The organism is Bordetella bronchiseptica (assembly GCF_900636925.1).
In the GTDB taxonomy this organism is placed as follows: Bacteria; Pseudomonadota; Gammaproteobacteria; order Burkholderiales; family Burkholderiaceae_B; genus Bordetella; species Bordetella pertussis.
In genome coordinates this window covers 1,108,642-1,122,501 of sequence record NZ_LR134326.1, presented here as the reverse complement: position 1 = coordinate 1,122,501, position 13,860 = coordinate 1,108,642, and the positions used below count along the sequence as shown (strand labels likewise).

Here is a 13,860-nt window from a genome sequence, read left to right as displayed (position 1 = left end):
CCGCCTAATCGAGATGAGATGAACCGGCGTCGGCCAGGAGGCCCGACAGATACCGAAGCAGCATCGGCGCGATGACATTGCTGTCGAACATCACGTCGATGCGTGCCAGGACATTCCCGCCATCGACGGCCAACCCGGCGTACCCGCAACAGTCGACGAACTTGGCGACACGTTCGGCCTGCGTCATCGGATTATCCGCACTGCCCTTGGGAGCACCCACTACGCGTTCCAGTATGGTGCCATCGCACAAGGTCACGCGGGTACGAAGCGCAGCGGTCATCTCCGTTCCCGATGATATAGCCTGCCCTTGCGGGACATCCTGGACGTGGAGACAGACCCGCGCCATGATGCCGGCAAGCTGCGGGTCGGCGACCCGCTGCGGCGTGAAGTCTCCCAACCTGAGCGAGCCGCCATGCAGCAGCCTGGCCGCGCAATAGGGAAGGCTGAAGCGAGCCTGCATCGCGCCGACGGGTTGATCGAAGCGCAGATTCCGCCGTTGCACGGGCGTCAGCCAGGTATCGATACGATCGACATTGCGCGCGTCGAGCTCGCCGCTGGCCATCAATTGGGCAATCGCATCAAGCGTTTTGTGGGCGGAGGCACAGCACGGGAAAAACTTCTGGATGAGCTCGGGCGCGTCCAGCGCATAATCCGAGCCCAGCCCCTCGAGCGCCGCCGCGCCCGCTCCCGGCCCATGGCGCGCGGCCATGAGCGACAGCCATCCGCCCTCTCCGAGGAAGGGTTCCTGGCTGCCTTCGATGCCCGCTTGCGCCAGGCGTACGGCAAGTACGGCGTTCTTTGCGGCGATGCCCGCTTGAGTCGCCTTCATGGTCGAGCCGATTTGCCGCCGCGACCCGCCCGCCAGGTTGGTGGCGATGCTGAGCGCGGCCAAAGTCTGCCGTGCGTCCAGTTTCAGGAGGCGCGCGCACGCCGCTGTCGCCCCGAGCAGCCCCGCCGTCGCCGTCGCGTACCACCCGGCTGCGTAATGCTCTGGATTGAGCATGCGGCCGACCCGCGTTGTCACCTCGAAACCCACGACGAACGCCTCCAGCACGGTATCGAGCGAGCGGTGCTCCTGCTCGGCCAGCGCCAGAATGGCAGGTACCGCGACGGCGCTTACATGCGCGATCGAGGTCGCCCCGGTATCGTCGTAGTCCAGCACGTGGGCGCTGGTGCCGCCGATGAGCGCGGCAACCGGCGCCGGATAACAGTACGCCGTTCCCAGCGCGCTGATATCCCCCGTTCCCAAATATTTTGCGCAGCGCGTCAACGCGGTGACCGAGGCATCCCGGCGCCCCGCGATGGCGCAGCCCAGCAGATCGACCACGGCCCACCTGGCCCGGGCCAAAGTACCCAGGCCGATCGGATGCGCCCGGCGGGCAATCCAGTCGGCCAGCGCCTCGCCGATCCGCAGGTCCTGCCCAGGGGCCGTATCTTGCATGTCCAAGATGTTTGCCTATTCGGGCTGCAGGTTGATCTTGCGTGCCAGATCGCGATACTTCTCGGTTTCGCTGGCGATGAACTGGGCGAGCTGTTGCGGCGAGCTGCCAAACGGCACGATGTACAGCCGCTTCCAGCTTTCCAGCAGCGCTGGCGCCTGCAGCGATTCGACGGAAGCGCGATGAAGTTTTTCCACGACGGCTGGCGGCGTACCGCGCGGCGCCATCAGCGCAAGCCAGTTACTGTCCACGAAACCCGGCAGACCGCTTTCGCTCATCGTCGGCAGGTCGGGCATCGAGTCGAGGCGTTTGTCCGAAAGCACCGCCAGAGCCTTGAGCTTCCCGGCGCCGATGAGATCGACCATGGGCTGGGGGGACGAGAACGAATACTGAATCTGGTTCTCGGCAAGATCCGTGATCATCGGGCCGCTGCCCTTGTAGGGCACGTGGACGGTGTCGATACCGGCGGCAATATTGAACCGCAGCCCGATCAGGTGCGGCTGCGAGTAGTTTCCGCCCGAACCGTAGTTGACCGCACCAGGACGTGCCTTGGCGTAGGCAATCAATTCCTTCACGGAATTCGGTGGAAACTTCGCGGACGCCACCAGCATGTTGGGCAGCCAGCCCACCAGGGAAATCGGAACGAAGTCCTCCGCTGGCCGATACGGCAAGGACTTTGCCGTCACCGAAGCGATGGTCAGCTCGGCCGCAGTGCCGAACAACAGCGTGTAGCCATCCGGTGCCGCCTGGGCCACGGACGTGGTGCCGATTCTTCCTGTGGCCCCCGGACGATTCTCGACAATGACGCTCTGCCCGATCCTGGAACTCAGCTGAGTCGCGAAAATCCGGGCCGCGACATCGGTGCCTCCGCCTGGCGCATAGCTGACAACGATACGGATCGGCTTCGTCGGATAATCATCCGCGGCCTGTGACCGGCCAAAGGACAGTAGTGCCGTCAGGCCAATTGCGCCGCTGAGAAAGAGCTTTCTGTTTTTACTTTTCACACTTATCTCCTTGATAGTGTTGGACGAGGCGTCCCGCTCAAGCAAACACGATCGTCTTTCTTCCGTTCAGAATGATTCGATGCTCGGTATGCCACTTGACCGCCCGAGCCAACGTCATGCATTCGACGTCCCTTCCCACGTCCGTCAGGGCCTGCGGCTCCAGCGAATGGCTTACGCGGGCCACGTCCTGCTCGATGATCGGGCCCTCGTCGAGCTCCGACGTGACGTAGTGCGCGGTGGCGCCGATCAGCTTCACACCGCGATCGTAGGCCTGGTAATAGGGCCGCGCGCCCTTGAAGCCGGGCAGGAACGAATGATGGATATTGATGGCCCGACCGCTCAGGGCATTGCTGGCCCGGTCGCTCAGGATCTGCATGTACCGTGCCAGTACGACCAAGTCGCTTTGCGTCGATGCGACCAGATCCAGTATGCGACCCTCCTGCTCGGCGCGGGTTTGCGGCGTGACCGGGAAATGATGGAACGGAATGTCGTAGCTGGCGGCCAGCTCCCTGAAATCGGGATGATTGGAGACCACCCCCGCCACGTCCATGTTCAGCAGCCCGCTACGCTGGCGGAACAGCAGGTCGTTCAAGCAGTGGCCGTGCTTCGACACCAGGATCAGCACGCGGCTGCGCTTGTCCATGTCATGGATCGCCAATCCCGCTTCGTCGCCGTTGTAGAGGCGCTTCAAGGCCGTCGCGATTTTTTGCACGCATGCACGGTCGGGCGCGGAGAAACGAACGCGCATGTAGAACACCGCGGTTCCACTCTCGGAGAACTGAGCGCTCTCTTCGATGTTGCAACCCTCCTGAAAGAGACCGCCGGAGATTTCATGCACGATCCCGGGTCGATCCAGGCATTTCAAAAGAAGTACATACTGCTTCATTCATTCCCCCAAGCGTTCAACGTTCACGCCGAACTCCGCAGCCCCATCCACCAGCGTTTCCGCCAGGCTGGGCGCCAGGCTGCGATGAACGACGATCTGAAACAGGTCGGGCCGGCGGCAGATGACCAGCACGGCCGTGTCGTGGATCCCGGTCGACGCGCACCGGCCGGGCGCAAGCGCGCCGCCTTCGAAATCGATATCGATGTACTTGCTCAGAACCGTTGCCGCCGGCTCGCCTTCAAGTTGCAGGAAAACGTTTCTGCCATCGGACAGCTCGGTTATCGCCGCCACCTCTTCCAGTTCGACGCGGGCGGAGGCGACGATGCTGTCGAGGTCCGCGGCGACGCCGCTCATCAGCCAGGTTGCCGGCGCAATAGCTGCGATATCCACGCGGCCTTCCGCCACGGAAACGAACGTGTTCGGTTGCGGCGCGACTTTCAACGCAGACGCCATCCATGCGGCAAGCGCCGAACCGCTGCCAAAGCCGGAAAGCTGAATGCTGGCCACGGCCATCTCCGTCAACACCAGGCCCTGGGCGCCAAGTTTGATTGCGGCAGGCGAAGTCACTTGAGGGATGGCGCTGGCCGGCCCGAAGTGCGTGTGCGAGTTATCCAAGGAGACGCTCCCGTTCGATATCGACGAAGCATGGGTTGACCACTTCGACCTCCACCTGCGACGAGGTCAGCGCAGACCATGCCAGCACGGACCGTCCCAGCGCGTTTGCGCCGTTCACCAGGAAACCCAGCGCGATGTGCTGGCCCAGCGTGGGACTGTAGGTGGCGGAAGCCACCCAGCCCAGTTCCTGGGCGCCGACTTCGGCACGGAGAACCAGCATGGACCCGGACTGGATCGCGGCGCCGGACTTGCTGCGCAAGCCCACCAACGTCGGCCGATCGGCGGCCTGCAGTCCCTCGCGGCCCAGTAGCGCCTTGCCCACGAAAGCCCCCTCCTTTTTCACGAGCCCACCCAGCCCAAGGTCGGCGGCGGTCGTACGGCCGTCCAGTTCCGGACCGGCGGGGTGCCCCTTCTCGATTCGCAGCGCGCCCATGGCCTCGGTCCCGTAGGGCATGATGGAAAATGGAGCGCCCACTGCCAGAAGCTGGTCCCACAGCCTTTGGCCGTATGCCGCGGCGATCGCAAGCTCATACGCCCGCTCCCCCGAAAAGCTGACCCGATAGATCAACAGCTTCAGGCCGTTCCAGACGGTTTCGCACACCGCCATATGAGGAAGCGCCGAATCCGTCACGTCGGCCGAAATCTGCAGACGCTCCAGCACCTCACGGCTCTTGGGCCCCGCCAACGCAATCTGGGCGTAGTGATCCGTCACGGAGGTAACCCGGACCCGCAACGTGGGCCATGCGGTCGCCAACAGAAACTCGAAGTGAGACATCACGGCCGCCGCGTTGGCCGTCGTCGTCGACAGGATGAACAGCCGCTCTCCCCAGCGGGCGATGGTACCGTCGTCGAAGACGATTCCGTCCTCTCTGAGCAGCACGCCATACCGCGCCTTGCCGACCTTCAGCGTGCTTATCCGATTGGCATACACCCGATCCAGGAAGACGCCTGCGTCCGGGCCCTGGACCTCGATCTTGCCGAGCGTGGATACGTCCACGATACCCACGTCCTGGCGGACATTCCTGCATTCGCGCTGCCACGCCTGCGCATAGGACTCGTTGCCACGCAGGTATGCCTTCGGCCTCAGCCAGAGATTCGCCGGTCCCATCACCGCGCCATTGCGCACATGCCATTCATGCATCGGGCTGACGCGAACCGCACTGAAATGCTTGTCGATATGCCTGCCGGACAGCAGCCCCAACCGGATCGGAGTGTACGGCGGACGAAAGGTCGTCGTGCCCACGGCGCCAGGCGACTCCGAGCGCAGAGCGCCCATGATGGTGAGCCCGTTGACGTTGCTCGTCTTGCCCTGGTCGGTTCCCATTCCAAGCGTGGTGTACCGCTTCAGGTGTTCCACCGACCGGAAGTTCTCTCTGGCGGCCAGCTCGATGTCTTCGACCGTCACGTCATCCTGTATGTCGATGAAACGTTTGCCGGCGCGGTAGCCCAGGTGGGGAGGCGGAATGACCAGCTTCTCTGCCTTGGGGGGCGTGGCCGGATGCCCGCGCCCTTGCGCTTCTCCATCCATCTGCGCGCAAATGGACGCGCCGTCCGCCAGGCATTCCGACAGCTGCAGACGACCCGCGCACGCCCCGATCGACAGGCTGTGCTGCTTGGTGCTCGTGGGAACGAATGTGCTCAGGTCCGCGTCGTAGCCGACCTTTCCGCCCGACTGCGAATGGAGATGGACGCTGGGCGTCCAACCGCCGGAGACCAGTATCGTGTCGCAACGGACGGTTTGGCGCAGTCCGGACTGATCGACAATGACGGCGCAACGAACCCGGTGACGTCCCGTCGCCTTCTTGATCGTCGAGCCGCGATGATGCGGGATGCGCAGGCTTGCCAGCGTCTCGGACAGGCTCGCGCTGACCGCCTCCCTCTGATCCACCACGCCGACGATGTCGATACCGGCACGCTTCAGGTCCAAGGCCGCCTCGTAGGCCGAATCGTTGTTGGCCAGCACCAGAACGCGTCGCCCGACCGCCACCCCGAACTCGTTGCAATAGGTCCGGGCGGCGCTTGCGAGCATGACGCCCGGTAGGTCGTTGTTGGCAAAGACGCAAGGCCGCTCGATGGCGCCGGCCGCCAGCACTACCTGCTTTGCATGCACGTACCAGAGCCGTTGCGTGGCGCCGTGGGGATTGGCCGGGGTGTCGCACTGCTGGGCCAGTGCTACCGTGTCGTGGTCGTAATACCCGAAGGCCGTTGTTCTCAGCATGACGCTGGCGTGGCCGGATTCACGCAGTTCGCGCTCCACCGCAGTCGCCCACTTGGCGCCTGCCACGCCCTCGATCTCGGTGTTCGACCCGGGCAGCGTCCCGCCCACGCGGCTCTTCTCGTCGACCAGCAGCACGCGCAGGCCGGCCTGGCAGGCCGATCGCGCAGCGGCGAGCCCCGCAGGCCCGGCGCCCACGACCAGCACATCGCAGTAAGCGTGCTGCTTCTCGTAGCGGTCCCGATCCCGAACCAGCGGCGCGCGCCCCAGGCCGGCCGCCTGACGAATCATATGTTCGTACTTCGGCCAGAACTTCGCCGGCCACATGAAGGTCTTGTAGTAGAAGCCTGCAGGGATGAGCCGGGAAATCATGCCATGGAAGGAGCGCACATCGAAGCGCAGCGACGGCCAGCGGTTCTGGCTCGACACTTCGATGCCATCCTCCAGCTCCACCACCGTCGCCCTGGTGTTCGGGTCGGCCTGGCCCTCCTTCAGGACGTCGACCAGCGCATTCATTTCCTCGACGCCTGCGGTATAGATGCCGCGCGGCCGGTGATACTTGAAACTCCGGCCGACCAGATGCACGCCGTTTGCCAGCAGCGCCGAGGCAAGCGTGTCGCCGTGGTAGCCCTGATACTGAATGCCGTCGAACCGGAATGTCAGCGGGCGACGACGGTCGACCAATCCGCCATGATTCAACCTATATTGCTGCGTCATTTTGCAGGCTCCTCGATCGGCGCCGTCAGGTCGACGTTCTCGATGGCATGCGTGAGTGTGTCGCGCGTGACTCGCACCCATGCGCGGCAACCCAGAACATGCTGCCAGTATTCCTCGTGCCGTCCTTTCGGATTGCGGCGGATGTAGACGAAATCCAGCCAGCTTTCAATGGGCGCGTCGTCAGCCGGGCGAGTCTTCGTCGCATCGCCGAGATAGGAAAATTCCGTGTGGCTGCGAACCCCGCAAAACGGGCAATCTAGTCTCAACATTGCGGTCTGCTCAGTGAAGGTTCGGGCGAGGACCCGCGCCCTTTTCGTTTAACAGCCGGCCAGACTCGAACCGGCGCATGTCGAAACACTCGTTCAACTCGTGCGGCGTGTCGTTGGCCATGGTGTGCGCGAATACCCAGCCCGAAGCAGGCGTCGCCTTGAACCCCCCATAGCACCACCCGCCATTGATGTAGAAGTTGTCGACGGGCGTCTTCGAAATGATGGGAGAACCGTCCATCGTCATGTCCATGACGCCGCCCCAGTGGCGCATCATCCGCAGCCGGCTGATGAAGGGGAACATCTGCATGGCGCACTCGACGGCATGCTGCAGAATCGGCAGATTGCCCCGCTGCGAATAACTGTTGTAGAAGTCGAGATCGCCGCCCATCACGAGCTCGCCCTTGTCGGACTGGCTGACGTAGAAGTGGCCGGCTCCATAGGTGACGACCGTGTCCAGGACAGGCTTGACGGGTTCGCTCACAAAGGCCTGCAGGACATGGCTTTCAATCGGAAGATCAATGCCAGCCATCTGGGCCAGCTGCGAAGTATGGCCAGCGACAGCGATCCCGACGCGATCCGCGGCGATACGCCCGCGCGAGGTCACGATTCCAACCACCTTCCCGTTTCGAATGTCGATGCCCGTGCATTCGCAGTTCTGGATGATGTCGACGCCGAGCGAGTCCGCGGCGCGCGCATAGCCCCACGCAACGGCGTCGTGGCGCGCCACCCCGCCGCGCGGCTGCAGCAAGCCCCCCTCCACGGGGTAGCGGGCGCCCGGCCCGCAATCGAGCAGGGGAACCCGCCGCTCGATCTGCTCTCGCGTCAGCCATTGCGCATCGATGCCATTCAGGCGCATGGCATTTCCGCGACGCATGAAGGCGTCCCGCTGCGCATCGTTGTGCGCCAGGTTCAGCACCCCCCGCTGGCTGAACATGACGTTGTAGTTCAGCTCCTGGCTCATGGTTTCCCAGAGCTTCATCGACCATTCGTAAAACCGGGAATTCCCCGCAAGCAGGTAATTCGAACGAATCAGCGTAGTATTCCGGCCGGTATTTCCGCCGCCCAGCCATCCCTTTTCGATGACGGCGACCTTGCGAATACCATGATTTTTCGCCAGGTAGTATGCGGTGGCCAACCCGTGCCCGCCCCCGCCGACGACGATGACGTCGTAATGAGGCTTGGGGTCTGGATCGCGCCAGGCCTTGGGCCAGCGTCGATGCCCGGATAATGAATTGCGAACCAGATTGGGAAATGAATATCGCATTTGCAGGCCCTTGGTTGATCGTTGCCATTAACCACCGAGCCGATGCCTCAGCGCAATACTCATGAGAGAAACCATGAAGGAACATAAGCTGCGTTAATTGTTGCGCCGAACGGCATGCCCGGATCCGGCGCATGGGCCGCACCCAGCCCTGCGGCGGTTCCTGCATTAGCAGCACTTATACTTTGAAGAAGAATCGACCATGCGGCTGGTCAGCGCCACCCGGGTCCCGGATACTAAGCCAGCAGCCGCAGGGGTGGCCGCACAACCAAACTGGATGCAACGTGCACAAGAAAATCGTGGTTCCGAGCGCGACAGACATGGCAACACGTTTCACGCAAGACAGTTTCGTGTTCGACTGCCTGTCCATGTACTACGTTATCGACGACCCCTGGGCCGAGAACTGCCTGGCGGCCGGGGTCAATGCCACGAATGTCACGTTCGGCACTGAACAGCCGTGGGATATCGTGTTGCGCGATTTCGATTCCGGCCTGGAAAAAATCGAGCGCAGCCCTTATCTGGCATTGGCCACCAACCGGCAGGAAATCGACGCCGCGAATAAGCAGGGCAAGCTCGCAGTCATTATCGGAACGCAGGGTTCCGCGATGGTCGACCTCGAATTCCATCGCCTGCGCACCATGCACCGGTTGGGCATGCGCTATTTCGGACTGGCATATACGGGACCCACCATGTTCGCCGACGGATGCGGCGAGAGCCGGAACGCGGGTTTGAGCTTCGCCGGAATCGAGCTGATCGACGCCTGCAACGATCTCGGCTTGATACTGGATCTGTCCCACGTCGGACACCGTTCACGGGAAGAAGCGGTGGCGAGGTCGCGCTTTCCGGTGTGCACCCACTCCAATTCCTATGCCCTCAATCCCAACGACCGCAACACGACGGACGAGACGGCGCGCGCCATACGCGCCAAGGGCGGAATCATGGGTATCTGCGGGTTGCCCAAGACAGTACACCCGGAAAATGCGACGTTGAACGAACTGCTCGATCATGCCGACCACTGGGTGAAAACCATCGATGCCGCCCACGTTGGATTCGGGCTCGATTTCGTCGAAGCCTATAAAAGCGATAGATCGACCATGCCCGCTGCCAGCCGCCTGTGGCGCACCCGGCGTCCCGACATATTCGGCACCGTCGAGGAATTCCATCTTCAGGATTATCCGCTCGGCATCGCCAGCATCAAACAACTGCCGAACCTGACGCAAGGCCTGTTCGATCGGGGTTATGCCGAGAAAGAGGTGGCCGGCATCATCGGCGGTAACTGGCTGCGCCACTTTACGGAGGTCTACGGATAGACAGGCCCGGGACGCGACGCTATTCTCGACTTCCCACGAAGCCTTGTCCTGCGAAGGGCGTCCAGCCATGACAGCGCCGAAGATCATCGACATGCAGGCTCTGAGAATATTCCTCGCCGCTGCAAAGGACCAAAACATGTCCATCGCGGCATCGAAACTCGGCCTGACGCAATCGGCCGTGTCGCAAGCGATCGGACAACTCGAGGAACAATTCGGCATCAAGCTGCTTGATCGCAACCGCCGGCCGCTGACGCTCACCAGCGCCGGCTATGTATTGTATGAACGCGGCGAGCAGCTGGTTTCGGCCGCATTGAATCTGAAGGGCGCGGTGCTTGAGGCGGGGCATGGCGTCAGGCCCGCCATCCGTTTGGGTCTTGTGGACTCCGTCGCCACCACCTGTGGCACGTCCATTATCAAGCAGTTAATGCCGAGAGTAGCCCAGCTGAAACTGCAGACGGGCTTGTCTTTCGACGTAGGCGCCGCGCTGATCGATCGCCGGGTCGACCTGGCCATCACCAGCGAGCCCATGCATCGTGAAAATGGCCTGGTTCGCTATCGGGTATTGACCGAACAGTTCGTGGTGATATTCCCGCCTGGCCTGGAGGTCGCGGACCGCGAGAACACGAACCTGGCGCTGCTCAGCGCACAGCTTCCCATGATCCGGTATCGCAGCCAGTCCCACCTGGGCCGACAGGCCGAAACCGTGCTGCGGCGCGCGGATCTGGAGATTCCACAGTTTCTCGAGGTGGACACCGCCGACACGCTGACCTCGATGGTTGCCGGCGGACTGGGGTGGGCGCTGACCACACCACTGTGCCTGCTGCAGGCGCAAGAGCACGCCAAACGGGTCGGGATAGGTTTCCTGCAGTCGAGCGGAGACTCCAGGTCGATTTATCTGCTCGCCAGAGGCGGCGAATTCGACTCGCTTATCAAGGACACGTTCGACATCACCGTGTCCGTACTCAAGGAAGAGTGCCTTGCACGCCTGGCCTATATCCATCCATCCCTGGATCGGCATGCAATGATGGGCGAATGGCCGGGAATCGCCGGGCATTCGAAGACGACCGGAGCACGGCGTCAACCAGACATCTCAAGCGAGGGTATCGAATGACAGCGAATCCCGGCAAGGACACTGAAAGCAGGACCATCGCATTCGACGACTTGAAGATGCTGCTGGCCTCGATCTTCGAGAAAAACGGCACATCGGCTACAGTGGCGCACATTCTGGCCGACACGGTCGCCCGTGCCGACCGCGACGGCGCCCGTAGCCACGGCCTCTTTCGCGTTCCGGGATACGTCGACTCGCTCAAAAGCGGGTATGTCGACGGCCATGCGGAACCCGTCATCGACGCGGTGGCTGGCGGTTTTCTGCGCGTGGACGCCCGCAACGGCTTCGCGCAACCCGCGCTTGCCGCGGCCAGAGCCCTCTTGATGGAACGCGCGTCGAAGAACGGTATTGCGTTGGCGGCGATACGGAACTCGCATCACTTCGGCGCCTTGTGGCTGGATGTGGAGCCATTTGCCGAAGCGGGCTTCATCGCCATCACCACCGTGAATGCGGTTGCCAGGATGGCGCCGTTCGGGGGGAATACGCCCGTCTATGGCACCAATCCCCTTGCATTTGCCGCGCCTCGGAAGGGCCACTCCCCGCTCGTGTTCGATCTGGCCACCAGCGCTGTCGCGTTCGGAGAGATCCGCCTGGCCGCCCAGCACGGCGAGTCGCTGCCGCAGGGATATGGCCTGGACGCGCAAGGCCAACCCACCACGAGCCCCGAGGCGATCATCGCCGGCGGCAGCCTGCTGCCTTTTGGCGCGCACAAGGGATCGGCCCTGGCCATGATGGTCGAGCTACTGAGCGCTGCACTCACGGACGGCGCATTCTCGTCGGAAATAGACCAAAGCTCCCACCCCGGCGCTCAGACGTCCAGGGCAGGCCAAACGGTGATCCTGATAGACGCGAGCAAATCCGCCGGCGGCGATTTCTCCGATCGAACGCAGCTTCTTTGCGAAATGCTGAACGCGGCCGGCCAGACCCGGCTACCGTCGGACCGGCGCTATGCGAACCGCGCGGCGTCCGAGCGCGACGGCATGCACATCGATGAGAAAACCTATCGAACGCTATCGGCCTTGATGTAAGCGGCTCAGATAGCCGATCGTTCCGCCGCCTCGACGGTATTGGCAAGCAGCATTGCAATGGTCATCGGTCCCACTCCGCCCGGCACCGGCGTGATCGCGCCTGCGACCTTGGCAGCCGAGCCATAGTCGACATCTCCGCACAGGCGGCCGTCTGGGCTACGGTTGATGCCGACATCGATGACAACTGCGCCGGGCTTGATCATCGATCCATCGACAATCCCGGCCCGGCCGGCGGCGACAATCAGCACGTCGGCCCGGCGAGCCTGCCCGGCCAGATCGCGTGTCTTCGAATTGCATATCGTCACGGTCGCCCCGGCCGCCAGCAGCAACATCGCCATAGGTTTTCCGACGATATTGCTGGCGCCGACAATTACCGCTTCGGCGCCGCGCAGCGATACCCCTTCGGATTCCAGAAGTTTCATTACCCCATAAGGGGTGCAGGGCTGGAATTGCGGCTTCCCTGTCATGAGCAGGCCTGCGTTGCTGATATGGAAACCGTCGACGTCCTTGAGCGGCGATATTGCTTCGATGACGCGGTGCGCGCTCATATGCGGCGGCAAGGGCAACTGCACCAGAATGCCATTGATGGCAGGATCGCCATTAAGCGAGGCAATCCGGTCGAGCAGTTGATTCTCCGTCCAGGCAGAGGGATAGCGCTCCGTGACGGAGTGAATCCCCACTTGCTCGCAGGCCGCCACCTTATTACGCACATATACCTGCGAAGCCGGATCTTCGCCGACCAGGAGCACCGCCAGGCCCGGTCTTATGTTTCTGGCGCGCAGGCAGGCCACGCGTTCCTTCAATTGCTCCCTGATACGCGCCGACGCGCGGCTACCGTCGATGACCTTGGCCTTCATTTTTTTGAATCTACGTCCATGCAATGGTTATTGAGGCTGGATTCCGACATGTTTGATCAGGTCTCTCCATCTCGAAAAATCGCTCTTCATGAACTGGGCAGTGGCAGCCGCATCCATCGGCGTCGACGCGTAGCCCAGCCCCGAGAGGGAGTCTGCAAACGCAGGATCCGACGCAATCTTGTATATCTCCCTGGACAGCAGTTCCACCTTCTTCGAATCTATCCCGCGAGGCGCTGCGAGACCGATCCAGGATTGCATGATCGGAAAATCGGGGAGGCTCTCCTGGACCGACGGCACGCCGGGTATGTATTTCGATCCGGCAGGATTGATGACCGCGAGCGCCCGCAGTGTCCGGCCTTGCAAGGCGCTCAGCGTGGTTGCCGTCTCGCCGCATGCGAAGGCAACCCGCCCTGCCGTCACGTCCAGCACGGCTGGCGGCGTCGATTTATAGGGAATGCCGAGCACCTTGCCCTTCGCAGCCTTGCCAAGCAGTTCCCCGCACACGGTCTGCATGCCGTAAGCCGTCGCATAGGTGATACCTTGCGTGCTCGTGTGGATCGCCTGCATTAATTCCTTGAAATCGCGATATGGGCTTTGTGGCGGCACCACAATAGACAGAGGAAATCCACCCAGCACTGCGATGCCAACAAAGTCGGTCATCGGATCATAATTAATGTCCTTGAACAGCCAGGGATTCTGCGACACAGTGGTCCCGGTGGTGACGAATATCGTATAGCCGTCATTCGGCGCCCGCACACCCCGCAACGTGCCGACAATCCCATTTGCACCCGGACGGTTTTCGACGACAACGGGCACGTTCAGCGCCGAGCCCAGACGATTTCCCAAGGCGCGAATAACAGTATCCGAGGCCGTGCCCGCGCCGAACGGATTAACGATGGTTATCGATTTTTCTGGATATGGGCTGGCCGCGTGGACAAATGCGCTGATCATGAAGGCGACTGCAGCGAAAATTCTTTTCATGGCTACCCCTGGGGTTTACCGATGCTCAACATCCGCTTCGTGATTTCCGACTACGCGGATCACGCATCCCGAACGATGCTCGCGTCTGAGTGTATTGGCGGACACGCCCCCTTCCAAGCGTCAACCCCATCGAATAAATAAAAATCATGGCGACTCAAACTTTCCTTAAT

Annotated in this window: 12 protein-coding genes; 3 read left to right on the top strand and 9 right to left on the bottom strand. The window is 62.3% G+C overall.

The window, feature by feature from the left end; translation table 11 throughout:
* Window positions 1-4: 4 nt before the first annotated feature.
* From EL288_RS05310 to EL288_RS05280, 7 genes are read right to left on the bottom strand one after another with little or no spacing between them, the layout of a single operon-like run.
* Entirely contained in the window at window positions 5-1,441 is a 1,437-nt protein-coding gene (locus tag EL288_RS05310; protein WP_010930967.1) for an MmgE/PrpD family protein, read from the bottom strand.
* 15 nt (window positions 1,442-1,456) lie between these two features.
* On the bottom strand, window positions 1,457-2,443 hold the full coding sequence (locus EL288_RS05305) for a Bug family tripartite tricarboxylate transporter substrate binding protein (protein ID WP_010930968.1): 987 nt from the start codon (window positions 2,441-2,443) through the stop codon (window positions 1,457-1,459).
* 37 nt (window positions 2,444-2,480) lie between these two features.
* Window positions 2,481-3,329, bottom strand: a complete 849-nt coding sequence (gene purU, locus EL288_RS05300) for a formyltetrahydrofolate deformylase (RefSeq protein ID WP_010929093.1) — start codon at window positions 3,327-3,329, stop codon at window positions 2,481-2,483.
* The gene (locus EL288_RS05295; protein ID WP_015039209.1) at window positions 3,330-3,944 is read right to left on the bottom strand and encodes a sarcosine oxidase subunit gamma; all 615 of its coding nucleotides are present in this window, start codon (window positions 3,942-3,944) and stop codon (window positions 3,330-3,332) included.
* The gene (locus EL288_RS05290; protein ID WP_033448677.1) at window positions 3,937-6,876 is read right to left on the bottom strand and encodes a sarcosine oxidase subunit alpha family protein; all 2,940 of its coding nucleotides are present in this window, start codon (window positions 6,874-6,876) and stop codon (window positions 3,937-3,939) included. The genes EL288_RS05295 and EL288_RS05290 overlap by 8 nt, the downstream gene beginning before the upstream one ends.
* Window positions 6,873-7,145 carry a sarcosine oxidase subunit delta gene (locus EL288_RS05285; protein ID WP_003821030.1) on the bottom strand — a complete coding sequence of 91 codons (273 nt, stop codon included), beginning with the start codon at window positions 7,143-7,145 and terminating at the stop codon, window positions 6,873-6,875. Before EL288_RS05285 ends, EL288_RS05290 begins: the two co-directional genes overlap by 4 nt.
* Before the next feature lie 10 nt (window positions 7,146-7,155).
* Window positions 7,156-8,409, bottom strand: coding sequence for a sarcosine oxidase subunit beta family protein (locus EL288_RS05280; protein WP_003821029.1), 1,254 nt, complete (start codon window positions 8,407-8,409; stop codon window positions 7,156-7,158).
* 281 nt (window positions 8,410-8,690) lie between these two features.
* On the opposite strand from EL288_RS05280, the gene EL288_RS05275 reads away from it, so the two are divergent.
* The 3 genes from EL288_RS05275 to EL288_RS05265 all read left to right on the top strand — a co-directional run bounded on the left by EL288_RS05275 (window position 8,691) and on the right by EL288_RS05265 (window position 11,852).
* Window positions 8,691-9,716: a dipeptidase gene (locus EL288_RS05275; protein WP_015065054.1), complete on the top strand. Its 1,026-nt coding sequence runs from the start codon at window positions 8,691-8,693 to the stop codon at window positions 9,714-9,716.
* A gap of 67 nt (window positions 9,717-9,783) precedes the next feature.
* Window positions 9,784-10,827, top strand: coding sequence for a LysR family transcriptional regulator (locus tag EL288_RS05270; protein WP_010930973.1), 1,044 nt, complete (start codon window positions 9,784-9,786; stop codon window positions 10,825-10,827).
* Window positions 10,824-11,852: an Ldh family oxidoreductase gene (locus EL288_RS05265; protein ID WP_010929099.1), complete on the top strand. Its 1,029-nt coding sequence runs from the start codon at window positions 10,824-10,826 to the stop codon at window positions 11,850-11,852. Before EL288_RS05270 ends, EL288_RS05265 begins: the two co-directional genes overlap by 4 nt.
* Before the next feature lie 5 nt (window positions 11,853-11,857).
* On the opposite strand, the gene folD is transcribed toward EL288_RS05265, so the two are convergent.
* Both folD and EL288_RS05255 read right to left on the bottom strand, forming a co-directional pair.
* A complete protein-coding gene (gene folD / locus EL288_RS05260; RefSeq protein WP_033448683.1) occupies window positions 11,858-12,709 on the bottom strand; it encodes a bifunctional methylenetetrahydrofolate dehydrogenase/methenyltetrahydrofolate cyclohydrolase FolD in 852 nt (283 codons plus the stop codon).
* 27 nt (window positions 12,710-12,736) lie between these two features.
* Window positions 12,737-13,690, bottom strand: a complete 954-nt coding sequence (locus tag EL288_RS05255) for a Bug family tripartite tricarboxylate transporter substrate binding protein (RefSeq protein WP_015065053.1) — start codon at window positions 13,688-13,690, stop codon at window positions 12,737-12,739.
* Window positions 13,691-13,860: the final 170 nt, after the last annotated feature.

Coding starts and splice junctions, on each gene's coding strand:
- purU (WP_010929093.1), bottom strand. CDS start 3,329: ATGAAGCAGTATGTACTTCTTTTGAAATGCCTGGATCGACCCGGGATC.
- EL288_RS05280 (WP_003821029.1), bottom strand. CDS start 8,409: ATGCGATATTCATTTCCCAATCTGGTTCGCAATTCATTATCCGGGCAT.
- EL288_RS05270 (WP_010930973.1), top strand. CDS start 9,784: ATGACAGCGCCGAAGATCATCGACATGCAGGCTCTGAGAATATTCCTC.
- EL288_RS05310 (WP_010930967.1), bottom strand. CDS start 1,441: ATGCAAGATACGGCCCCTGGGCAGGACCTGCGGATCGGCGAGGCGCTG.
- folD (WP_033448683.1), bottom strand. CDS start 12,709: ATGAAGGCCAAGGTCATCGACGGTAGCCGCGCGTCGGCGCGTATCAGG.
- EL288_RS05255 (WP_015065053.1), bottom strand. CDS start 13,690: ATGAAAAGAATTTTCGCTGCAGTCGCCTTCATGATCAGCGCATTTGTC.
- EL288_RS05290 (WP_033448677.1), bottom strand. CDS start 6,876: ATGACGCAGCAATATAGGTTGAATCATGGCGGATTGGTCGACCGTCGT.
- EL288_RS05265 (WP_010929099.1), top strand. CDS start 10,824: ATGACAGCGAATCCCGGCAAGGACACTGAAAGCAGGACCATCGCATTC.
- EL288_RS05285 (WP_003821030.1), bottom strand. CDS start 7,145: ATGTTGAGACTAGATTGCCCGTTTTGCGGGGTTCGCAGCCACACGGAA.